Source organism: Desulfitobacterium dichloroeliminans LMG P-21439, assembly GCF_000243135.2.
GTDB classification, from domain to species: Bacteria; Bacillota; Desulfitobacteriia; order Desulfitobacteriales; family Desulfitobacteriaceae; genus Desulfitobacterium; species Desulfitobacterium dichloroeliminans.
The window spans coordinates 796,256-819,765 of the sequence record NC_019903.1 but is presented as its reverse complement, the minus strand read 5'-3'; the positions used below and the strand labels follow the sequence as shown (position 1 = coordinate 819,765).

At 44.2% G+C, this 23,510-nt stretch carries 24 protein-coding genes; 5 read left to right on the top strand and 19 right to left on the bottom strand.

Going from position 1 to position 23,510, the window contains the following annotated elements; genetic code table 11:
- Positions 1–32 precede the first annotated feature (32 nt).
- The 4 genes from DESDI_RS03795 to DESDI_RS03780 form a co-directional block, all read right to left on the bottom strand.
- Positions 33–1,907, bottom strand: a complete 1,875-nt coding sequence (locus DESDI_RS03795; protein ID WP_015261315.1) for a sigma 54-interacting transcriptional regulator — start codon at positions 1,905–1,907, stop codon at positions 33–35.
- A 35-nt stretch (positions 1,908–1,942) separates the two neighbouring features.
- Entirely contained in the window at positions 1,943–2,989 is a 1,047-nt protein-coding gene (locus DESDI_RS03790) for an Ldh family oxidoreductase (protein WP_015261314.1), read from the bottom strand.
- Positions 2,990–3,048: 59 nt separating this feature from the next.
- Positions 3,049–4,122, bottom strand: a complete 1,074-nt coding sequence (locus DESDI_RS03785) for an AbrB family transcriptional regulator (RefSeq protein ID WP_015261313.1) — start codon at positions 4,120–4,122, stop codon at positions 3,049–3,051.
- A gap of 242 nt (positions 4,123–4,364) precedes the next feature.
- Entirely contained in the window at positions 4,365–4,571 is a 207-nt protein-coding gene (locus tag DESDI_RS03780) for a hypothetical protein (protein ID WP_015261312.1), read from the bottom strand.
- A gap of 215 nt (positions 4,572–4,786) precedes the next feature.
- On the opposite strand from DESDI_RS03780, the gene DESDI_RS03775 reads away from it, so the two are divergent.
- On the top strand, positions 4,787–5,632 hold the full coding sequence (locus DESDI_RS03775; protein ID WP_015261311.1) for a GGDEF domain-containing protein: 846 nt from the start codon (positions 4,787–4,789) through the stop codon (positions 5,630–5,632).
- Positions 5,633–5,646: 14 nt separating this feature from the next.
- On the opposite strand, the gene DESDI_RS03770 is transcribed toward DESDI_RS03775, so the two are convergent.
- The 9 genes from DESDI_RS03770 to msrB form a co-directional block, all read right to left on the bottom strand.
- Positions 5,647–5,958 carry a P-II family nitrogen regulator gene (locus DESDI_RS03770; RefSeq protein ID WP_015261310.1) on the bottom strand — a complete coding sequence of 104 codons (312 nt, stop codon included), beginning with the start codon at positions 5,956–5,958 and terminating at the stop codon, positions 5,647–5,649.
- Between the two features lie 19 nt (positions 5,959–5,977).
- Positions 5,978–6,292 (bottom strand): hypothetical protein, encoded by a 315-nt coding sequence (locus tag DESDI_RS03765; protein WP_015261309.1) that lies wholly within the window; start codon positions 6,290–6,292, stop codon positions 5,978–5,980.
- Positions 6,285–8,057 carry a DUF1538 domain-containing protein gene (locus DESDI_RS03760; protein ID WP_015261308.1) on the bottom strand — a complete coding sequence of 591 codons (1,773 nt, stop codon included), beginning with the start codon at positions 8,055–8,057 and terminating at the stop codon, positions 6,285–6,287. Before DESDI_RS03760 ends, DESDI_RS03765 begins: the two co-directional genes overlap by 8 nt.
- A 126-nt stretch (positions 8,058–8,183) precedes the next feature.
- Positions 8,184–8,480, bottom strand: coding sequence for a mercury methylation ferredoxin HgcB (gene hgcB, locus DESDI_RS03755; protein ID WP_015261307.1), 297 nt, complete (start codon positions 8,478–8,480; stop codon positions 8,184–8,186).
- A gap of 20 nt (positions 8,481–8,500) precedes the next feature.
- A complete protein-coding gene (hgcA, locus tag DESDI_RS03750) occupies positions 8,501–9,505 on the bottom strand; it encodes a mercury methylation corrinoid protein HgcA (RefSeq protein ID WP_015261306.1) in 1,005 nt (334 codons plus the stop codon).
- 18 nt (positions 9,506–9,523) lie between these two features.
- On the bottom strand, positions 9,524–9,931 hold the full coding sequence (locus tag DESDI_RS03745; protein ID WP_015261305.1) for an arsenate reductase ArsC: 408 nt from the start codon (positions 9,929–9,931) through the stop codon (positions 9,524–9,526).
- A gap of 50 nt (positions 9,932–9,981) precedes the next feature.
- A complete protein-coding gene (gene arsB, locus DESDI_RS03740) occupies positions 9,982–11,082 on the bottom strand; it encodes an ACR3 family arsenite efflux transporter (protein WP_156801106.1) in 1,101 nt (366 codons plus the stop codon).
- Positions 11,048–11,365: an ArsR/SmtB family transcription factor gene (locus DESDI_RS03735; RefSeq protein ID WP_015261303.1), complete on the bottom strand. Its 318-nt coding sequence runs from the start codon at positions 11,363–11,365 to the stop codon at positions 11,048–11,050. The genes arsB and DESDI_RS03735 overlap by 35 nt, the downstream gene beginning before the upstream one ends.
- A 155-nt stretch (positions 11,366–11,520) precedes the next feature.
- Entirely contained in the window at positions 11,521–12,480 is a 960-nt protein-coding gene (msrB, locus tag DESDI_RS03730; RefSeq protein WP_015261302.1) for a peptide-methionine (R)-S-oxide reductase MsrB, read from the bottom strand.
- A gap of 192 nt (positions 12,481–12,672) precedes the next feature.
- On the opposite strand from msrB, the gene DESDI_RS03725 reads away from it, so the two are divergent.
- From DESDI_RS03725 to DESDI_RS03715, 3 genes are all read left to right on the top strand, one after another.
- Positions 12,673–12,894: a DUF1659 domain-containing protein gene (locus DESDI_RS03725; RefSeq protein WP_015261301.1), complete on the top strand. Its 222-nt coding sequence runs from the start codon at positions 12,673–12,675 to the stop codon at positions 12,892–12,894.
- A gap of 32 nt (positions 12,895–12,926) precedes the next feature.
- Positions 12,927–13,166, top strand: coding sequence for a DUF2922 domain-containing protein (locus DESDI_RS03720; protein ID WP_015261300.1), 240 nt, complete (start codon positions 12,927–12,929; stop codon positions 13,164–13,166).
- Positions 13,167–13,324: 158 nt separating this feature from the next.
- A complete protein-coding gene (locus DESDI_RS03715) occupies positions 13,325–14,140 on the top strand; it encodes a DUF3102 domain-containing protein (protein ID WP_015261299.1) in 816 nt (271 codons plus the stop codon).
- A gap of 93 nt (positions 14,141–14,233) precedes the next feature.
- Here the strand turns inward: DESDI_RS03715 and DESDI_RS18020 are convergent, their stop codons facing one another.
- On the bottom strand, positions 14,234–14,407 hold the full coding sequence (locus DESDI_RS18020) for a hypothetical protein (RefSeq protein ID WP_015261298.1): 174 nt from the start codon (positions 14,405–14,407) through the stop codon (positions 14,234–14,236).
- A 103-nt stretch (positions 14,408–14,510) separates the two neighbouring features.
- On the opposite strand from DESDI_RS18020, the gene DESDI_RS03710 reads away from it, so the two are divergent.
- A complete protein-coding gene (locus DESDI_RS03710; RefSeq protein WP_015261297.1) occupies positions 14,511–14,723 on the top strand; it encodes a helix-turn-helix domain-containing protein in 213 nt (70 codons plus the stop codon).
- A gap of 125 nt (positions 14,724–14,848) precedes the next feature.
- Here DESDI_RS03710 and DESDI_RS03705 read toward each other — a convergent pair whose 3' ends face one another.
- From DESDI_RS03705 to DESDI_RS03685, 5 genes are all read right to left on the bottom strand, one after another.
- The gene (locus DESDI_RS03705; RefSeq protein ID WP_051015658.1) at positions 14,849–15,208 is read right to left on the bottom strand and encodes a nuclease-related domain-containing protein; all 360 of its coding nucleotides are present in this window, start codon (positions 15,206–15,208) and stop codon (positions 14,849–14,851) included.
- A 306-nt stretch (positions 15,209–15,514) separates the two neighbouring features.
- The gene (locus DESDI_RS03700) at positions 15,515–15,715 is read right to left on the bottom strand and encodes a hypothetical protein (RefSeq protein WP_015261295.1); all 201 of its coding nucleotides are present in this window, start codon (positions 15,713–15,715) and stop codon (positions 15,515–15,517) included.
- Positions 15,715–17,217 (bottom strand): BREX system Lon protease-like protein BrxL, encoded by a 1,503-nt coding sequence (locus tag DESDI_RS03695; protein ID WP_015261294.1) that lies wholly within the window; start codon positions 17,215–17,217, stop codon positions 15,715–15,717. The genes DESDI_RS03700 and DESDI_RS03695 overlap by 1 nt, the downstream gene beginning before the upstream one ends.
- Before the next feature lie 15 nt (positions 17,218–17,232).
- Positions 17,233–19,293, bottom strand: a complete 2,061-nt coding sequence (gene pglZ / locus DESDI_RS03690) for a BREX-4 system phosphatase PglZ (protein ID WP_015261293.1) — start codon at positions 19,291–19,293, stop codon at positions 17,233–17,235.
- Between the two features lie 5 nt (positions 19,294–19,298).
- Positions 19,299–23,507, bottom strand: a complete 4,209-nt coding sequence (locus DESDI_RS03685) for a hypothetical protein (RefSeq protein ID WP_015261292.1) — start codon at positions 23,505–23,507, stop codon at positions 19,299–19,301.
- Positions 23,508–23,510: the final 3 nt, after the last annotated feature.

The window sequence follows — 23,510 nt, the reverse complement described above, 5'->3', positions numbered from 1 at the left end:
GCAAGGTCATTAAAAAAACCATACTTCCGCTGTTAACGGTCGTATGGTCTAATTTGTTCTCTTTTTCGGCGCCACAACGTGGTGCGGCTTATTCCTAGCATCTCTGCCAACTGTTGTTGGGTCATTTTGCTTTGTTTTTCTTGCTGTCGCTGATTTCGGATATCCGGAAGCGGTGTCACAAGAGTTAATAGAGGTGCCTCTTTTATAGGCAAGATTTCTTTGACCTCTTGAGCCCCAAGCATTTTGTTCTCAGAGAGTACGGATAAACGTTCACAGACATTGCGCAGTTCACGAATATTTCCCGGCCATTCATATTGCATGAGTACTAAGAGTCCTTCAAGGCTTAGGGAGATTGGCTTATGACCTCTAGGAAAATCTGCTAAAAAGGTCTTCGCAATATCTTTAATATCTTCCTTGCGTTCGCGCAAGGGCGGAAGAATTAAACTCAACACATCGATACGATAGAGAAGGTCCTGGCGAAATTTACTTTCTTGCACTAGTAAACTTAAATCTTCATTGGTTGCCGATATGATTCGTACATCAATGGGAATGTTCTTGTCATCACCTAGTTTACGAATTTCCCTTTCCTGCAATACCCGCAGGAGTTTCGCTTGCAAACCAAGAGGCATTTCGGCTATTTCGTCTAGAAAGAGGGTCCCTTTATGGGCTAACTCAAAAAGCCCTACTTTCCCACCTTTAGCGGCTCCTGTAAAAGCGCCTCCCACATAGCCAAAAAGTTCACTTTCCAGTAATTGTTCAGGAAGTGCTGCACAGTTTATGGCAACAAAAGGCTGGTTACACCGCATGCTGTTGTTATGAATACTCTGAGCAAAGAGCTCTTTCCCTGTCCCTGTCTCGCCGATAATCAATACATTTGAGTTTGCAACAGCATATTTTTGGGCAACCCGGATGGTTTTCATAATAACCTCACTGCTGCCGATTATTGCGTCAAAATTGTACTTAGCTGCTAAGCCTTTCTTGTTTAATTTCTGGCGCACATCAATTTCTGCCTTTTGCAAAGTATCGACATTTTGTAGTATTAATACTGCACCCTGATTTTTCTGTTCAATGATAATGTTTCTTTTATTGATAACGACCACGCGGTTGTTAATGGTGATGACTTCATTGGTAGTATAACTTTCTTTGCTTAGATGGGCTTCTTTGAATTGTGGCAGGAAGGACGAGAGTTCTTTGCCTGTGAGAATCGTTTGGGCGGGGAGCTCCAAAATGCCATAGACCGCTTGGTTGTATGCCATAATCAGCCCCTGATGATCGTAGGCGATAACCGCTTCATCGGTGCTTTCCAGAATGATTTTAAAAAGCTCATTTTTCTTGCGTTCTTCGATGATGGCTTTTGCTACGTTGAATGCCTCATTGAAGGCTAAGTGGTTGGCTTCATATCCCATAGTTATTGCTACTGAATTGACGCCCTCACTTTTGGCCATACGAAAAACTGTAAACCCACCGAGAATTGCATCAAAGCCCAGACGCTTAACGAAGTCAAAGACATTCGCCACATGACCATATTCTTTGACTGGAAAAACCGTTAACTGAACATCCAAAGTGTCTTCGATAAAACTCTTCTCGACTTGAATAGTTTCCGAGATGATAATGGCAATCTTTTTGGCCTGATATACATTTTTACACTCCACAATTCCCCGCATAATATCATACCCCGTGACAGCAAGCTCTATCACACGAGCACGCCTAAATCTCTTACTGAGGGTTAGGAAGTAAATTCCACGAGCAATCACAATGGTATTGTCAATGTCATACTCCATCAACTCTTGAGGGCTGGCCGTTTGCAAGACTTCTACTGAGACATCCTTTGACTCCTTCGAGCAAATCAGTTTATTGATAATATCCCGATTATGGCCAAGGGTCATGGTATAGACTATTCTGATCATGAGTAATCCTCCATACAGCAAGAAGATAATATGACCTATAGCTTGATATTTAACTCTTGAGCAATAGCTTGGAATGTAGCGAGCATATCCTCATCCAGGGTAACCCCTTGGACCACCGAACTCTGCTCTTGCTCCCATTCACGTTCCCCAGGCAGTTTGATTTCTTGGTACCCCGGTGCCAACGGAATCTGTTTAATTTCTTCTACAAAATGTTCCACGCGCTTATGATAGGTTTCCATCGTTAGAAATGCATCTGCCTTGACTAAAATGACGAAATGACCGACATTGGCAGGCTTGTTTCCTTCACCGTATTGCCAAGCTACTTCTTTGCCAAAACCAGCTCCCACCAAGACCCCCGCTAAATGCTCTACCGCTAAGCTCAAGGCATACCCCTTCGCTCCGGCCATGGGCAGCAAAACGCCTGCCAAAGCAGCCTGGGGATCTGTTGTGGCAAAGCCTTCTTTATCGAGAGCCCACCCCTTAGGAATTTCTTCCCCTTGAGCAGCCGCTCGAATAATCTTGCCACGCGCCACAAGCGAGGTAGCCAGATCCACGATGATATGCGGTTTTTCGGCTCGCGGTAGGCCAAAGGCAATAGGATTCGTGCCAAAATAGGCCTCCTTACCTCCCCAAGGCGGTGTCGCCGGTGGTGCGTCCGTAAGCACTATGGAGACAAAACCTTGCTCTGCGGCAAGTTGACAATAATAACCTGAAGCCCCAAAATGGTTGCTCCCCTTCATCCCAATAACACAAATCCCTACTTGCCGAGCTTGTTCCATCCCTCGGTTCAGAGCATGCACCATTCCCACAGCACCTAATCCGTTATCCCCGTCCACCCCTAATATTCCGAGTGCTCTTTGTTCGATAGCTATTTTCGGTTGAGGGTTCACCGCCCCCTTTTGGATGCGTCGTAAATAAATAGGAAAACGACTTATACCATGGCTCTTGATCCCACGTAGCTCCGCGTAGAGCAGGTTATCACTTACAATTTGCCCATCGGCTACAGGTACTCCGCAAGCCGAAAAGGCCTGTTCCATAAACCTTTTCATGGCATTGACTTCATAGGTGTTGTTAGCTTGCATTACTTCACTCCTTTGGTTTTATGATGTTAAATCTCTGAATTAAATGGATTCAATCTAATTCAGATAAACATAACAGCGATAATCGGGATACAGGTAATGATGATTAACAGTCGCACCAATTGCAGTATGCTGATGGTCAGGGTATCGGCCTTCATCTCTTCGGAAACCGCGAGCATTTGATTCAGCCCGCCGGGGGCTGAACTCAATAGGCAGGTGATGATATCCCAATGAGTCAGATGATGTAAATACCACCCCACGACGAAATTACTGAGTACAATAAGCAAGGAAAAGCCAATAATGGGCAGCAACATCTCTTGAATAGTCCGCACCACCTCCGGTGAAAATTCCAACCCGATGCTCATACCAATTCCAAGCAAGGCAAGTTGCAAAACAGAACTTGGAAATTGATACTGCTTTTTGAGCACTATGTTGGTCAGCGCCAAAGTCGTCATGGCACCAATCACTCCTCCGCCGGGAAAGCCCAAGACCAGCAGAAGCAGGCCCCCCATTATGCCAAGGCTGTAAAGGAGTAGCTTAGTTCCCAACCCAATTTCTACTTGCTCTATTGGCTCGGCGTCTCCTGTTACTAGTGTCTGATTTTGCTCTTCCTTCATCGCGACCCGTTGCGCAGTTGGTGTTCTTCGCTTTAACCAACGAGCAATAATAGGCACCACACTGATAATGACCACTAAGCGTACAAATTGATAGGTGGATACCATGGGCACTTCGGTATCATAGGCCAAGGCGACAACCGTCATTTCTGAGATCCCACCGGGAGCGGCGGAGAAAAGAGCCGTAGCGATATTAGGGGTAAATTGGAGTAAAAGAAACGTCATACCCAAGGTTGATAGTAAAGTCCAAACCGCTATAACTAAGGAAGGACGTAACACCCTACGCAAATCAGCCAGCCTCTGATGATTAATTCTGGCCCCTAAAGACAGCCCTATAATCAGCTGAAATATATTGACGGTGGTCATGGAGAGATCGGGAAGTCCCCCTCCCAATGCTTGATATATACCGATAAACATCATCGGCCCCATAATTGATGGTGCCGGGAAATTAATCTTCTTTAATAACCAGTAGCCTGCAACAGCCAGACTAATCGTTATACTTGCGCTAAGTAATGGAAACATTACCGTATGTTCCTTTTCTTCAATTTTGCTTTTCCTCTATCGTATTCAGGATTAGTAAATTTAGCAGCCAAACATGTACCCATTATTTTCCATTTCGCTTATACTTACACAAATTCCTTCTTTTTATTTTAAACAACTCCTAAACTATCAATGCAAAAAAGCTTCAAGAGCCAGTTTGGCTCATTGAAGCTTTTCTCGGGGATGCAATAGCTAATGTTCTAGAAATTATAATGGGTATCATTCTATACCGCCCCATTCGATACACAATGATACCCATCATAAACATTTTGTTGCTTCATTTTATTCCTGTTATACTTCGTCTTGTCGCGATGAACCCCTACCCCCTGTCTGACGATTTCCATCGAGGAATTCATTTTGTTCGGAGACTGTTTAATCAGATCCAACTGATTAATAACCCCAACGACTTGTTTTTTCTTTTTTGCTCCCATATCCACCCTCCAAAAATAACTTTATCTTTAAAATACCTACTCAATATAGTATAGCATTTTTGACAGCATTTTTACACCTACAGGCAAGACTTAACATTTTCGGCATAGATAGACTCGTGCCATGGCGAATCTGGTTAATTTTACTTGACAGTTCTCGTCTTTTTGTTAATCTTTAATCATTAGAACAAGCAAAAAACAAGCAAAAGGAGAGCCCGATGCATAACTCCATTCCAACAGAGATAGTCAACACCGTTCTTTCCGAATTAAAAATCGGCCTAACGCTCATCGACACCACCGGGAAAGTTATTTATTTCAATCATTTGGGAGGGGAATTGCTGGGGTGGGACCCTAACCTTCCGGAAAATAATAGCATTCTCTCCTGTCATAAAAACGAGTCCAAGCCCAAGGTCCTTGATAAACTCAATCAACCGGCAACTATCGAATGGCACAGAGTCATCAAAACTCAAGGCAGATGTATCGAAAATGCTTATTCCCCGATTAATATACCCGGCCAATTTACCGGAGCTATGATTATTACCAAGGATGTCACGGAAAGAGAACTCTACTTAGAACGCATAAAGAAAAATTCCGAGACAGATCCCCTCACCGGACTTTTTAATCGCAATCTTTTTCAGGAGGTTATTCAGGGCTATATCAACGAGTCCAAGCCCTTTGGACTGGCCATGCTTGATATTAGCGGCTTGAAGTATATCAATGATCACTTTGGACATGAGGAAGGAGATCGCATTCTTAAAGAAGCCGCTGCCTCGATTCGGAGCAGCATCAGGGATACTGATTTCGCATTTCGCTTCGGCGGCGATGAGTTCTTGATACTTACCACAGCCAAAGAACCCGTTCTTAAAATGATTGAGGCCCGAATCAAGAGTCAAAATAAGATTCCGACCGAGCATACCCCTGCGGTACTCAACATAAGCTTCGGCTACGCCACTTCTTTTGAAGAAAAGAGCATGGAAGCCGTATTGGCTTTAGCTGACCAACGGATGTACCGGGACAAACAGACTTTCTATTTGGGTGCCGGGAAGTTCTTTAAGGGCAAGTAAGCATTATGCCCTGATCATTGCTTCACCAACCATTTTTCAACAGGCATCGTAAAGCAAATACCGTTGGCAGGGGAATTCAACCCTGCCTTTTCTTTGATGGCAGCCATAATTTTCTCAACTTTGTCCCCGCTGACAATGCTTAAGACGATCTCCTTCTCAGTATCTAAGGTAATACCCAGAATCGATTTATGTACCGGGCCGCTGCCACGAGCGTGGATAATTGTCCCACCGCCTGCTCCTGCCTGGCGAGCGACTTCCACCACCTCATCAGCAAAACCGGCGTTGACGATGATATAGAGAGCTTTTAAATCCATTTCGTTTTCCATCCTTTATCCTCTCCTATCCTTAAATGGACAGCTTTTCGACAGGTATGGTAAAAGCAATGCCTGTGTTCTGCTTGTCAAAGTTAAACTTCTTGATTAGCATTTCCAGCACCGCATCGGTTTTCTCCCCGGGCAAGAGACAGGTGATGACCACTTTATCTTCTTCCGTCACGAATCCGAGCAGGCATTTCAAGTGACTCGTATTCACAGTGCCCTTTCCATATACGATATTGACAAGCCGCCCCCCCGCCTCCGGAAGCGCTTCTAACAGGGCGTCTTTTTGCTTTCTACCGGCAATCAGTGTCAAAAAAACCAAGCCGCTTAAATCATTACTCATTGCTTTCCTTTACCTCCGTGACGAAGAACTCATGTACTACTTCTTTTTTTGTAGCATCGCCATTCATCTTATCGCAATCTGCAATATCGCTATCTGTGGTGTTGTTACCTGATGTATTGTTACCTACAGCTTCATTATCTAAAGCTTCGTTATCTACCGCTTCCTTGCCAACGGCTTCACTATTTGTCGGTTCACTTGCTTCTGCTTTCCCAGCATGCATAGCTAGAGAAGCCAGTTCTTTAAGTTCCTCTGCCTCAGCTGCCCGGATAAGCTTCTGTGCTTTTCTAAGCTGGGTATCGTAAATTATGCCCAAAGCCTGCACGGCAATTAAAGGGGTAACCGAAATAAAGGCGATAATTCCGAATCCGTTAATCAAAACCGATTGGGCGCCCGGTCCCGCTGAAGCAGCTACAGCCTGCGCAGTCCCGAGGGTCAGAGGGGTTAAAAAAGCTGAGGTTAAGGCTCCCCCTGAGACGCCCCCCGAATCGAAGGCTAAGCCTACGAAAAGTCTAGAGGAAAACTTAAGCATGATGATAGCCAGGACATAGAGGGGAACCAAAAACCAAAGGATATGTATTTGGGTCAGAATCTTCACCATACTAATCAAGGCTGCAACGCCAATCCCTAAGGCCAGGGTGATTCGTATGGAGTTTTTCTTGATATGACCGTTAGTTATCTCTTCAAGTTGTTCTCCTAGGACAGTGACAGCCGGCTCGGCCAGCGTTATGGCAGCCCCGAGCACAAAGCCCACCGCGAGCAGGAGCCACTTAAACCAATCGGGACGGCTGGGGTCCAAAAATACTTCACCGATATATTTAGCCGCGAAGGCAAAGCCGAAGTCAATGCCCGACAAGAAGATGAGCAAGCCCAGATAGACAACAACCGTTCCCAGCAGTAGCTTCATTAACTCTCTGTGGGACAGCTTAATCAGAAACAGCTGAAAGGGCATAAAAACAAGGATAATCGGGAAAAGCGCCCAAGCAACACCACCCAAGTTGGCAAAGAGTATTGCCCCTAGGCTCTCCAATACCCCCGGATCGTAGACCTCTGCAGGTGGAATGGTTCCGCCATTGGCCGCTTTCATAATGATACCGTAAAGGAATAAGGCCAGAATCGGACCCACTGAAGCTAATCCAATGATGCCGAAAGTATCTTCGTTGGTTTTGGACCTCGACATCGTTGCCGAAATACCCAAACCCAGCGCCAAGATAAAGGGCACAGAAACATCGCCCGTCGTCGCCCCACTGCCATCAAAGGCCAAGGCGACGAACTCCTCGGGGACAAAAATGACCATCAGAAATACGGCAATATACAGGATGGCGAAAACCACTTTGATATTCAGGTCCTTGAGAATTCTGAACAGAGCGAAGCCGACGAAGACGCCGATCCCCATGCTCAGGACCCAGACGAATACCATCTCCTTGACGCCCGGCATGATCATGTGAGTTTGCTTCGCCAAGACCCAAAGGGCCGGTTCTGCTACTGTCGCCAGCACCCCGAACAAAAGGCCGACCATGATGATAAAGATACCTTTTTTTAACCTAATCAGTGAACTACCCACCAGCTTACCTATTGGTAGAATACTAATATCTAGCCCATCCAAAAATAAAGCCTGTCCGACGACAACGCCTAAATAGCCTACGGCCAGCTTTACATAATCAGACGCGCTTTCCATAGGCGCTATGAACACACAAACAATGATGATTACGATAGCCAGCGGTAGCGACGATATGAAGACTTCTTTAAGGGTGTTAAAGTATCTCATACTCGATATTATAGCATAGGCAAAAAGGCAAGTACTTCTTTTCTTCTGAAAAATCAGAACAGAAATGTACTTGCCTCTTAACTTCGGCTACGCAGGTGTTTAATCAAGTTCATCAGAAAGCTAGAATCAGCAACAGCCTCCACTATCAGGTGAACAGTCGCAGCTAGGTTCTGTGCCGGTTAGCCAGCCCTTAATAATCGCAGAAGCACAACCCACGCCGGGTTTGACCTCTAAGGCATGAAACGGGCAGTTCTTAACACAGGCACCACATTCGATGCAACGATCTTTCTCAACAATAGTCGCTTTACTGTTCATAATCGCAAAAACCTGATGGGGACATACTTCAAAGCATTTTCCACAGCCTGTGCATCGGCTCTGTTCCAATTTTAAGGTTGCAACGTTTTTTAAATATTGGCTCTTCATACTCTTATTCTCCTTAATTCTTAGATGAAGCTACCTGCCAGTAGCAATACGCAGCCCACAATAATTGAAATAATAATAGTCGGAATCGCTATTCTCATCTCTTTCAAAACACCTGAAAAAGAAGTGTAGGTTGAGGAACCGGTGAAATTCATAGCTAAATACCCCGAAACGGCAGGAAAAATAAGGATATACCCAAGCGCCTGAAGTAAGCTATACCTTGGTTCATAAGGCCATCCATTGAGTCCATTAACCAGAATAGCCCAGACAAGTCCTAATAACCAACCTTTCCAAGCAAAGGCTCGCCCCGGGATCCAGGGTAGTAATGCCGGGGTTAAGACACATCCGATAATCACGGCGCCTATATAGCCATAAAAGTCGACCCAACCAAAGGGCCCCAGGCCCATAAGGTTTAACAAAAAGAGTACTCCAAAAATCATCAAGGATTTCTTTAAGGTGCCCACAAGTTCAATCGGTGTCAAAATCAATCGATCATAAGCACCGAATTGAACCGTTCTCATTTCAGGAGTGGCCTTCATCCCTGCTTGAATAAACTCTTTTATATCTTCCGCTTTCACCGGTCCATAAATAACCCTAAACCCCGTATACTTGGTGACCTCATGTGCACTTACACCCGGAGCGCCCAACTGAGGTAAAATCAGAGTTCGATGTGCTACAACTTTATCGAGTTGTGCGATAGCCAATCGATTGATAAGTTCTGTTGTTCCAAATGTTCCCTTGCCTGCGGCACACCAAACATTGACCCCTTTAGTGTCAAGAGCCAAAATCCAGGTGTCCAGTCCTGTTAATTTTTTTCGCAAACCATCGAAGGTCAGCTTGTAATTCGCTGTAACGAGTACAGGAGAACTCCCATCAGGGTTCCCCACACGATAAAGCCCAGGCTCGACTTTATAATTCATTCTGTCAATACCCCACCGGACCTTCCAGGCGCCCAACGTATCAGCAAAGGTTAATTGACTTGATGTTTGCAAAATTTTAATCTCTTTTTTCGTGTCGATGGATAACATATTTCACCTCATCCTCACTCAGACTTTAACTTGACCGCTAATTATCCGTTCTTTAAGCTCTAAAACCTTATTCTCGATAATCTTTGCCGTTTGAATAAAGTCTCCATCTTCTTTTCCTGTGGGATCTTCCAGCCCCCAATCCTCTCTGTGCTTGCAGGATACATGAGGACAATGGACATTACATCCCATCGTAATCACAATATCCGGCCGAGGGATATCCTGGATAAGCTTGGAAAACTGCGTTTTTTCCATGTCGATATCATGAAGCTGCTTTATAATCCGCACTGCATCTTGATTGATTGAAGGTTTGGTTTCAGTGCCTGCTGAATAAGACTCAAATACATCTGCAGCCAGCTTTTTCCCAAGGGCTTCAGCCATCTGCGAACGACAAGAATTATGAACACAGACGAAGGCAACTTTATACATTCTTTTTACCTCATTAAAAATCTATTTTGTCAGGACATTCGCTTCTGTTGTTAGATAGTCGGGGTTGCAACCCCTTTTTTATCGAAATACTTTCTCTTAAAGTAAAAAGCAAGATTAACCAAGGCAATCATCACAGGCACTTCAACCAGTGGTCCTATGACGGCTGCGAAAGCTTGATCCGAGGCAATTCCAAAGACGGCGACCGCTACAGCAATAGCAAGTTCAAAGTTATTGCTGGCTGCAGTAAAGGCAAGCGTTACTGTCTGCTCATAGTTGACACCTTGCTTATAGGACATATAAAAACTAATCAAGAACATAATGGTAAAATAGATCAACAGCGGAATGGCAATGCGGACCACATGAAAGGGCAGAGCCACGATAAATTGTCCCTTTAAGACGAACATGACAATGATGGTATATAACAAGGCGATTAAAGCAAGAGGCGATATTTTAGGAATAAAGACCTTTTCATACCACTCCTTGTTCTTAACTCTTAAGAAAATAAATCGGGTTAAAAAACCGGCTGCAAAAGGAATTCCTAAATAGATTAAAACGCTCTTGGCTACATCCCCCATGGCAACATGAACCACTTGCCCACCCCAAGAAAGTCCTAACCATTGAGGTAAGACGGTGACAAAGAAATATATATATACCGAATAAAATAGGATTTGGAAGATGGAATTCAAGGCGACTAGGGCAGCGCAATATTCATTGTCTCCTTTGGCCAACGTATTCCAAACAATAACCATGGCAATACAGCGCGCAAGGCCAATGATAATCAGACCAATAGCGTAGTTTGGCATATCAGGTAACAATAAAATTGCCAAGATAAACATCAACACAGGGCCAATGATCCAGTTTTGAACCAAGGACAGGATGAGAACCTTTTTATTTTGGGCTACTTTACCTATTTCCTCATATTTAATCTTTGCTAGGGGCGGATACATCATAATAATAAGACCGATGGCTATAGGCCATGAAATGGTTCCGGTACTCATACTCTCTAAAGCCTTCGCAAGACTTGGAACAAGGTATCCCCCTAATACCCCTATCCCCATTGCAAGGAAAATCCATAGTGTTAGAAAGCGGTCAAGAATAGATAATTTCGCTGGAGCTTTAACATTCACATCTGCGCCCTCCCACAGTGACATTTTCCTTCTGGCTTGTTATTTCGTCCAACAGCTTCTTAGCCACGTCACACCCCTCTTTATCAATTGAGTAGTACATCCACTTCCCATCCCTCCGACTACCCACAAGACCGGAATCACAAAGAATCTTCATATGATGCGATAAGGTGGATTGTCCGATGTGCAAATCCTCAAGAATTTCACAGGCACATCTCTCAGCACTTTGCAACATTTCCATAATCATCAACCGATTTGGATCGCTGAGTGCCTTAAATACTTTGGCATCTTTTTGATATTTATTGTCCATAGCTATTACGACCTCATATCTATTTTTATCGATACGATTATTGTATGACTCACATCGAAGTATGTCAATATATTACTTAAGAAAAACGCCCCTTGTCGAAGAGGCGTCCGTTCATATCTATAATAATGTGATCCGTAGGCTGCACAATGACACAATCAGCGAAATAGAATACTAAAATCTCCGTACCCCTCGCGTTCCAGATCCTCCTTAGGAATAAAGCGCAGGGCTGCCGAATTGATACAATAGCGCAAGCCTTCTGGACCGGGTCCATCCTCGAAAACATGACCAAGATGGGAATCAGCTTCTACACTGCGAACTTCAGTACGGGTCATATGATGGCTCGTGTCCTGCTTCTCTTGGAGGTAGCCTTTTAAAAGAGGCTTGGTAAAGCTCGGCCAGCCACAACCACTGTCAAATTTGTCCTTGGAACTAAACAAGGGTTCCCCGGAGACTATATCGACGTAAATCCCTTCCTGCTTGTGATCCCAAAATTCATTGCGGAAGGCCGGCTCCGTGCCATTTTCTTGAGTCACTTGATATTGCATGGGGGTGAGCCGCTTCTTTAGCTCCCCATTATCTTTAGGCCAATGCTTTTTGATAAAATCCTCACGGCCCGAACCTTGGTGGTAGAGCTTATAACGCAAGGAATTCTTCTTATGATAGCCTTGATGATAGTCCTCTGCCGGGTAAAAAGGAAGCGCCGGGAGAATGCCGGTAACGATAGGCTTGCTGAAGCGCTTGCTTTCCTCCAAGGCCTTTTTGGATGCTTCGGCAAGGAGTCGCTGCTCTTCAGAATGATAAAAAATGGCTGTTTGGTACGATTCTCCCCGATCATGAAATTGTCCACCCGGGTCGGTCGGATCAATCTGTTGCCAAAAATGATTGAGCAATTCTTCATAGGCTATCCGTTCAGGGTCAAACTTGATCTGCACCGCCTCCAGATGCCCGGTGGTATGGGAACACACCTTCTCATAGCTAGGTTTACTATCATGACCTCCTGTATAGCCCGATTGTATATCCATTACACCCTCAATCGGACTAAGTGCTGCTTCAATACACCAAAAGCAACCTCCAGCAAAGGTTGCTTTTTCTATTTTGGGTTGGCTAGCGGTCATATCTATTCCCCCTTAAATGACTCATTATTCCCATGGCGCCTCCCAGACCTTGCATACATTGTATGTTGTCTTCCAAAAAAATGCAATCTACCCCACCTATGTCAAGAACCCCCGGTGGACAAGGTGCATATAAATAAAAAGACAAGGCTTATTCGAAGCCGGTCAAAATTCAGAACAAGGAGGGAACTATGCATGGCAATCCTTTCGACACCGTTGGAAACCGTAATGGTTGTTCGCTATCAAACCGGAATGGTCGACGGCTCCCCGGTTATCCGGCAAAAAAGGCTGGCAGGGCTGAAGACCGATGTACTCGATGAGGATATTCACGAAGTGGCAACTGCCCTATTCGATCTACTCCAATACCCTCTGACATCCGTAACTCGTGAGAACCGCATCGACTTAATCGAGGAGTAAGGCATGAAAACACCACTTAAGGAGGTGACCCTATGGCAACCAGTACGCAGAAGGTCCTTAGACTGACCTTCGCCACAACTCTCGGAAATTCGTTTACCATTACCCTCCCGAATCCCCGAGAAGACCTGACAACCCTCGAAGCCGAGGCCGTCATGAACCTGATTGTGGCCAAAAATATGTTTATGACCTCCGTCGGTGAATTAACCGGTAAGCGAGACATTAAAGTCATCGATACCACAACGGCTGATCTGTATGATCCGCCACAGTTTTAGAGTACCCCAGACGGAGAAAACACGCCTCATGAGAAATCGATCTCTAGCGGCCAAACGGCCGCTCCTCTTATAGGTAAAATCCCGACCCTTCTGTAGGGAATCTTATGGGAGCTCTTCCTCAGGAAAAGCTTACAAATTAACAGAGGAGATCGATCACTATGGATAATGAAATAACCAACCGGACCCCACAGGTCATCGCCTTCGAGATCAACAGCATCAAAGATCAAGCGGGCAAAATGCTACTCTACAGCGCCATCGAAATCGGCCGACGCCTGACAGAGGCCAAGTCTCTGGTCAATCATGGCGAATGGTTACAATGGCTGGAGGAATCGGTAAGTTACTCGAAGAGTACTGCCGAAAACCTGATTCGTCTCTATGAAGAGTATGGCTCTAACCTGCCCATCGACCACCCCGATAGTGCGAATTCCCAAGCGCTTGGGAATTTGAGCTACACCCAAGCGGTGCTGCTCCTAGGGGTACCGAAAGAAGAACGGGAGGCCTTTATCGCCGATAATGATATAGTCAGCTTGTCCACCCGGGAGCTACAGCAAGCTGTCAAGGAAAGAGACCAAGCCCTAAGCGAGAAAGCGGATCTCCAAAATACTCTGAACTCCAACAGCGGCGCAATTAACCAAATAACCGTTGAACGTGATGAACTGAGAAAACAATACTCAAGTCTCACATCCGTCAGCAAGGTTAAAGAGGCCACCATCAAGACCCTCCAGCAACAACTGGAGGGTGCCAAGAAAAACAACGCATCCACCGAGAAAATCGCCGCTCTGGAAAAGGAACTCAAAACCGTTCGGGCCAAGGTGTCCGCTAACAAAGTTGTCTTCCACTATGATAGTATCTCCAAACAGTTCAGCGAATTGCTAAAGGAAATGGCGAATCTAGCCCCCGCCGACCCAGAAACGCATCAGAAATACAGAAGTGAGATAAGTGAGTTTATCGGGACGATAACGAAGAAGCTGTAAACAATCAAGATGTGAGCGGGGATTAGTTTGGAGGAGAATCCAACCGAGGCTGTGGCCTCGGTTGGTTTTTTGTATAGGACGAAATAGGATTACTTATATTTTCATTTTTACACTATAGGAGTTTTTGGATACTTTCAGAGAAACCGTCTCGCCCTTTTGACACTGAATGTACATTTCCTCTGTTTGACGCTGCACATTCTGTAGTTCTTCAATGATATCTGTAATCTTGTTAAACAATATGAGATACATCTCACTGTAATTTGTCACCCATATCACCTCATAAAATGCTTTCCACTACATTTTATGCGTTTTCCGCATAATAATCAATATGCGATTATCGCATACTATAAAATAAGTATGAGGTGATTCTATGTATCAACGTTTAAAAGATTTAAGAGAAGACAAGGATTTAACCCAACAAAATTTAGCGGATTTACTTAATGTGAACCAGACGACTTACTCTAGGTATGAAAGTGGAGCTCTTGATATACCTAACACATCATTAATAAAGCTTGCTCATTTTTATAACACCAGTGTTGATTATCTGCTGGGATTAACTAATAATAAGGAATCCTACCGTTAAAAGAGATGCTTACCTGGGGCAAAGTGAGGCTCAAAGAACCTGCTCCATATCTTTTTCACTGATTTCGACAATACCCGCTTCTCCGTTGGTTTTTTGAATATGTTCGATGAGTTGGTCGGCCCGAATCACTTGATTCTTGACTCCTTTTTGGCAAACTTAGCATTTAAAACCGTTTTATGATTTGCTAAGACAACGACCGGTCGATAGTTATCATAAAAGGATTTCTCAATCAATGCCTTTAGAATAAAATTTTTCTGTTCCAGTCGAATCTGTTTGATTAACTCCAAATGCCTTTTGTTTTGAGTAATTGGGGAATAGATTGCTTCCTTTACGTACTTGCCCTTGTGGTTTACAGTCCTGATAAAATCTCCGTTGCAGATCTGCAAATTGCCAAATAGACTTTTACCCTCTACAACAAAGCACCTTTTCTTCGTGATGATTAAATAGTCAATCTGTGCAGATAAATCCCCGTGCTTCAGGCACAAATCATCCGCCTGTTTTTTGAAGGGAAATGCAAGGTTTGAGGGACACTGTCAAGTATTCCGTGACAGTAGTCCATGTCAATATTATTCATATTATCATACATAAGCACATCAACCGGATGCGTTGGGAATTTTGAAGAACGCCGGAAAGCCCCCCTTGGAGTGAACGGTTCCACATTATAAGATAAACAATAAGGATATCCGATTTAGCAACGAGATGTTCTTAGACAAACCTTGTTTTTAACGTGATTCCCCTACACGTTTCCAAATGCTTTCATAATCAATGTTATCAGCCATATACCTCATCCTTTAATTAAAAAGGGTACATCCTTGCGCCTTAAAATCCTCAACTTTAGCGAGCAAGTCTTCCACAGTCATATCAAGGTGTTCGGCAAGACATCTTAAGCAAAAGAACTTTTCCACTTTTCTGCCGTGAAGCTTTTTGTTGAGACCAACGGCAATTTTGTTGAGTTCGGTCTCGCAAAGGTAACATTTAGTTGGTTTCTCCATTAAATATCATACCTCACCTTATAAGTCGCAAATCCCGTGTTTCCGAACATACCTGGATTTATAATTTTCATCTGCTTTAATACAGTTTCCTGCATGCGTTTTGCGGGTTGCAAACAGTACTTATCAAATTCACGTTTGAACTTTGAGTCCCGAATCAAGGCGCTATCGGCATGAGGAAAGAACAGCTTCAGATAAGCCGTGCAAAGACGCATAATCGCATCTTGCTCCCGCCCTGACGTATCGCCGGACTTTGAGCTTACATCTACGAGTTCTTCTACAAAACCACGGTAACGCATCGTTTCAGCAGGGCTACGAAGCAAATGCATAATTTCCGTGAAATATTCGGTATTGAGCGCCCACCCGCTTATATACATTCTTGGAGAGAGCGGTGGGATAAATTGACCAGGAACAAAGCCGTGAATACGCTGTATGAGCGCACTATCGCGGAAAATATCAGGGAGTTCACGCAACATATCCTTTGAAGCGTCCATATCCTCAACAGCAATGTTGCCAAGGAATATAATTCCCGCGTCGCCATCAACCCTTGTTCCACCAACCGTAGTGTAACCGTCTTCCATATAGCCTTTGAGGATGCCGCCCATTTCCTTGTCATTGGTAAAGCTAATTGATTTAACTTCATCAATCGCAACAAAATCATTAAAAGTAACTAGACCTTTTGCCCGTGCCCCTGCACGCCGATCTAAAAAGAGCATTGTGCGGCTGACACTGCCCCCGCTCAATAACCAGCCATATTTCCCTACCTTGCCGAAAATATAGGACTTTCCCGTCTGTTGCGGCGCGAGCTCAATCAGGTTAATGCGTGGCTGAATAAACGGCAAAAGGCGAGTAAGCATCGTATGTTTCGCATTCCAAATGTCAGTGTCAATCCAACCTTCGCGTTCAAAACCATCTGGATTGTAGTCTATAGCGCCAAGTATGATACCCATCCACTCTTCGACCTCAAAATGGGTTCTAGCCTCACGGAAAGCGTCCAAATTGACTTCGTAAGGACAGAAATTTTTATAGTCGAGCAATGTGAACCGGCCATTTTTCTTATTTCCCTCCGGCGGCATATAGCCAAGCCTCACCAAGCCCCAGCCGCCCGCTTCGCCGATAAGTTCATCCTTAATTCTATCCCACACATAGTCCTCTATGATAGTATGGGAATAAGTGAATCCCAGACCGGGTATCTCAAAGCAGTAGTAGTCTGCGCTTGAATTAAATGAAATATTAACCTTTGCAAGAAATGGGCGAGTTTCTCCGTTAGAACGTGCCTCGTCTTGTAAACGTTCTTTTTCGCTACGAGGAGGAATAATGGATGCAACATATTCACTAAGCACATCAACATTTTCGACACGTCCGTCTGGTCCTGCTTTACGCTTCAGTATCCAATCACGAAGAAAAGCCTCAATTTTTGCAGATTTGAACATAGCCATGACAGATGGGTCTTTATAGACCGTGGTAGAAGGAAAATACTCCCGTAATTTATCAACATCATACATATTTACTCACCATCCTTAAATATCAAATCCCATTCTATCTAGGATTTGCTCCATTGTCTTTTTACCAAGTTGAGATGGCTTTTCTGTAGTTTTCACTCTCGAGAAAACGATAATTGGAACAAGCCGTTCTTCAAGAGAGGCACCGCCATGTAGTTCGTTAAGCTTGCCCCCCTGCTTAGGCAATCGGTTATATCCACGAACCACCCAATACGTCTTGCCATCGCTCGCGCTGTATTGCGACTCGAACTCCGGCGGACGATTTCCGTGTTGCGGAGCAACGGAATACCGCCAATCAAGCGGATTCCCGTTCCACGGTAGAGTGGCACCCAATCCATTATTGCGCGCGAGTACGGCAAGCCTTGATGAGCCGTGGTCGGAAGTCAAAACTACACGGGAGTATTTCTCAAGTCCAGTAGAAATGCGCGGAAATACCTCTGATTCAAAAACTCGCAAAGATGCCGCTATGTTTCGTTCGGGCGGGCAATGCTCGTGCTTCGCCTCCCCGTAGTGGGCAATGTTATCTATGTCCTTTACCTCGTCAAGTGTCCTGTCATTAGCCCATTTGAGCGGGTTATATTTTGTTGAAGTAGGTAACTTGACCGAGACGACAGCATGTGATTCAATATTCATATTTCGCCGCTTAGCCATTGCCAGCAAGAGCGGATAATATTCTGCACCCATTCCGTCCACAACAAGAAGGGCCATATCATCGTCGGTTGACAGCTTCAACAGAACCGAATCGCGAGCAGTAAGCGAAGTCGGCAATACAAGGTTGAACGCTTTTTTAGCGAACACATCTGTGACGGTGTCGTTTACCTTAAATCTACGATATTCCTTGAAGTAAGCAGTCAAATCTTTATCACCGTAGTCATAATCCGACAAATAATCCGAAAGTACCGGGCATATGCGTTTCAATATATCCGGTAAGCCCAATATCAAGTCATATTTTGCAGCACGACGAACAATCTCACGCATTTCCGCTTTTGTGCCGCAGTTAAGGAATTCTGCTGCAGTCACATTATTCTTTGTTTGCCCGATAAACTCCACAATCAAAGGTTCTACTGTATTCATCAATGGGCTAAGAGCATCGGCACGTTCAACTGCAAGTCGCCTAGCATCATCATCTCCGAGTAGAGTCACAGCCGTTTCAACCACATATTTACGAAGTAAATTTTCATGTGTCGGTTCAGCGTCGAGAACCTTTGACAAGTAGGTATCCATCGGTAACTTCTTTTGGAGCAGCCAAACATATGCCATCCAAAGTTCATCGTCAAGCATTTCAATCAACCTATTAAGCGCATAGCGAACGCCAATATTTTCTTTGCCGAATTGGACCTCAAGCCACGCTTCCGGCGATACATTTTTCTCTTTTGCTTTCAGTAGTAGAGTTTCCATCGTAGAGGGTTTCAAAACGACATTGAAACTGTAGAAACGCTCCGCCACTTGCTGCACATCAACGTAGAACGAAATGTTTTCACTTAGTCCTGCTTGTTTATAACGCAGATCATTTAAGACAAGTAAGTGTTTGCCTGTTGAGACAGAATCACCGAGTCTTTTTAGAAGCGTTTTATAATCATTGAGATTGTTTGCAGATCCGAACCATTTAGATGAAACAACCTCAACTTTTGGCGGCTCGACAGAGTTTATCATTTCCACTGTCGCTATTTTAACAACATCTAGTGACTGTTCATACTTCGGATTGACGAAGTACCGGTCGATGTTATAGCTACTACTCAGCAGATAAGTGGCATTCAGGTTCCCTTCGTCAATCCGATGGCGTAACGCAACAAAGAAAGCATCAATATTTTGTTTGGAGAGTAATGATAGATAGGCATCAATGCCGGTAATGACAACACGTCCGTTTTGTGTTGCAATACTATTGTCAAGACATGCGAAGAGCGTGTCGGGCATAGGCAAAAGAACCGCACCATCGGAAATACAATCGCTAACTGACAACTTCACTTCATTTTTATGGTGGGCAAGTAAGTATGCCGCCGTATCGATATTCGGATAAACTACTACACGCGCAGACTTACAGTCACCGAATTGGCAATATTCGTTGAGTGTGTATACCATAGTAATCACTCCCAAAACAACAATCCTAATTCTGCGTTTTCCTGTGCTAATAGGAGAAGCTTTTGCTTCAGTTCATCAGAAGACTGGTTGCGGATTTTTTCTGCAACCTGTGGCGCGAGCATTCCTTTATATTGGCTACGGATAAACTCTGAAATGTCCGGCTGCTTCGACCAGAAGTTCGGCTGTTTGCCGTATATCTCACGCAAAAATTCAAGGAGAGAGGCGAGGCTGATATTAAATTTTGCATACCGCGTCGGTACAGTTTCCGCAAGAAATGCTTGTTGGCATTCCACTATGCTCGGCGGAGTTATCTCTTGGAGAGTGTCAAGCAGTTCCGCAAGTTTTGCCGCCGCGAAAGTTTCAGGCTGCTCTATAGCTTTGAGGATATCGTCGCTTTGTGGTAATCCACCAAGTAGAAAACGAGCTGGAATTCCATTACTTAAGGCCCATTCAAATGGTGTTTTTACGCCTGAGGATAGTCGTAACCATTCAGCTTTGAGCTTGGAAACAACGGATTGCTTGGCATTATCCTCAATTTTGGCGCGTAGACCGTTTAGAAACGTGGGTTCATCCAAACCGAACCCACTTGGCATACCACCAAGTATGTCGCGCAATTCATCATTAGAAATCTCCGCGCCATTCAAGCGTTTTTTCACAATTTCAAGCGCTTCTGCTTTTGTTGAATCAAAGAACAGCTTTGCTATGATTTCTGAATACTGTAATAGTGCGGACTTGATATCGTATACTGAACCGCTTTGCTGCAATACTGACAAAAACATCGAAAGCGCAGGATATGCGGTAACAATCATCGACTTGGGCAGGCAGTTTGTCTGCATAATGGCTGAACGCAACGCCTCAAATACGTGCTTATACGGTATAAAGTCCGTAAAGCCTAGTAACGGCTTTGCAAGTTCTATTACTTCATACTCGCAGAACATTTCGTCGACTTCTTTGCTGATGTCAGCCTGTTTCCATAGCCATCCCGCCGCCTCACTAGCTTTTTCCCGTATGGCGCGGCTGTATCCGTGGGAGACATCGCCGATGCGTTTCGCAAGTTCGGCAAGTGCTAAGTTCGTCTTATCAATATAAAGGTCAAAAGCCGTTACAAAATTTTCTGACTTGATATAGTCTGCGATTACATCTACAATATCTGGGCATTCTAAAATAGCCGTACCAACATCTCTAACCGCGTTTGAACGTTCCTCTGTTTTGCCTTTCGAACTGGTGGAAAACGCTATACATACGTTATTCAAAATCTCCTCAATCTTGTCTGCTTTTTCCTCACTGACAGAACGGATATATTCTGGTAAAACCCACAGCGGTACGCGCCCGGACATGTCCTGTATGCTGTTCTGAATTTGTCCAAGAACAATCTCAATAGTCGCATCTGCAATTGAGGAAACGCCAAACATTTGCGGCGCCTTTTCAATAAAAGCTTTGTCTTCTTTAGATAGACGACAAATCACTTTTTCGCCTTTCATATTTTCATTCCCGTCGTTTTTGACTACGGATTCAATAATTTCAGCAAGCGTGTCCGCATCAAGTGGGCGTGTAAGTTTGCCGTCAGTCCACTGAAAGTTTTTCGTAAGAATATTGCGGAGAGTAAAGCCGAGGACAAAGGCGCTGAGAGCATTGTAACGCATGCCAAACGGAGCGCGTTGTAACTCAATATACACCCTACGAACGGAAAGTTGACCGCCTTTGCCAATGCTGTTTGCAATTTTCTTTTCAAATAGCGCGTGAATTTCGGACAGGGGGTGTTTGGGGTTCTGTGCAAACCAATTTTCATCATCAGTAATACTCTGTGCTTTGAAAATGTTAATAAGCTGTTTGCTTTTTCCTGCATAGTTATCAAATTGTATTCCCGACAATGCCCATTCCTTCAAACCACGAATATCGAATGCCGATATATATTGTGTTAAGTAATCAACACAATTCGGTAATGTCTTGCGAACATAATCTGAGATACGTTGCTTAAAAGCACTCCAATAAGTGTCTGAGGACACAACTTGCCCGGATTGAATAGAATGCATCTTAATGATTGTGCTTTGTTTCTTTATTTCATCAAACCATTCGCGCTCCAATCGTTCATAGGAATTTTTAATCTGGGTCTTCGCTCCGCCGTCGTTTTCGAGCAAATACTGAGCATACTGCCGTATGTAATCATTCCATAAATTCACATTGTTGTGACAGAACGAAAGTGTCGGAAAAGTAAACATCAGTACACGGTGGTCATGGAGATGAGAAAGAATGCTTTTTATTTTTTCAGTTATTTCAAGCTGTTCCTTTTCATTTCTGGCTATAACAAACCATAGACAAACAGAAGCGTTATCCTTATTTAGTCCAACGCTATATCTATCTCTTACAGAAGAGGTGATATTTGTCAGTGTTGTATGAATTGCATCTGAGACGCGAATTTCAAAGCGATGGGCTGAGTGAGATGCCCTTGTGCTTTTTGTGTGTTCTTCAAGCATTGACGCAACTTTTGGGGATAGCAAGTCGTGGAATTTATTTTCTTGTTCTGCTATTTTCTTTTGTAAATCCGCCCCGCCTACAGATGTGGCAAACAATTCGATGTGACCGTTCACGACTGAGAAACAGTGTCTATCTTCTGCCAAATCTTTCACAATTTCTCCAACGTTGACAAGCGCGCCGTCCCCTCTGAAAGACAGTTCGATGTTTGTTACAGTTGGCCTTAATCGCTCATGTCCATCTGGATTAAGTCTGTCAAGTAGGCAGAATAACAATACCGCTTTGAGAACACGAATTTCCGTAGCGTCATTCGTTTGATTGGAAAACTCGCGATTCTTTATGCGCTCATATTCCGAACGGATGGACGTAATCTCTTCGTTAATTCCCAAATCCTCACGATCTATGAAATACTTCCACAAGTAATCCACAGTTAAAAATTGCTTATTTGCAACGCTCGGTCCTGCCGTGCGGATAAAATCTTGGAACTCACGTCCGTTAGCGCTTCCTTTAAGGTAATCAAAAATACTTCTCTGACCCGACCGCGTCGATTCTGATAGAAATTTCAATAAAAATGCTGCCATAGGATGTATCGGCAGTACGTCATAAAACGATTGGCGGCTAACATAATCCTCTGAAGAAGGATCGGTAGTATTGAAATACCCTGCAATATCCGATATTGCACTATAGAGATTGTCTTTTTCAGTTTTCCATTCTGCGACAGATATCGGGTCCGTCTCGGGGTCTGCCAATGGCTTCATCGCATGGGCGGCAAGGCGAAATGCAGTATCGTTGGGCATCTGTAACTTGCGGCGATAAAAGCGGTCTTTTGACCTTTGTGCGTTTTCAGAGCCCTCAGCTACAAACGCCGTGATTTCAAGATGAGTAACCGGAACAAGGAAAAAGTGATTTATGCCGGGGTTTTCCGTTACATCCTCAAAAGTCTTTAAATGTGCTCTGTTCTCGTCAATAAACTCCGAAAACTCGTCAAAAATATAGACGATGCGCGATAAATTGTTTTCAAGCAAGATTGCAGCAACCCATTTTCTAAATGTTGGCACATCAATGTTAAGAAAGATGGAGTCTTCATGGAATACCCTTTGCACATCGCCTAACAGCCTAGTTGGAGCATCTGCAGTTTTATGCTCCTTATTTAACAATTCAGTAAGTTGCTCAACTGTAGTAATACCGGTATGTAGATAGGCGAGTTCGCTTTGGATTGAATCGCGCGTTGTAAAAAAATGATCAGCCTCGCGTTTTAGCCGTTCAATTATACTGTCAAGGTTCGCTTTCGCCGGTACGGTCAGGCCTCGCTCTCTCAGCGTAGCAACAATACCTTTTTCCAAGCGGACAAGAAAATCCTCTTTCGGGCCAACACCGGACGCGTTGTAGTCATAAACGACAAACGTTCCTTCATTCCGATGAGCAAACAAGTCTTTTTCGAGTGCTTCTCGATCGGAGAGCGCATCAGCACAACTCCTAAACCAGCTATGAACTCGTTCAGCATCGTCCATAAACAGCTTTTGCGTTACGAGTGCAGCATTGCTTTTGCCTGTGCCATAGTTTCCATACAACCACGTTGAAAGATTGCTCTTAAACCCGTCAAGCAAAGTTTCAAGAAATTCCGCGAATTTCTTGTGCGGGTAAAAGTTGAGCCACGTCTCTTGCGTCTCATTAATTGCCTCGCGGGTCATATTCGCTTTGTAGTCCTGCGGGACTACAAAATAGTCCGAATAGTATTTCATTCT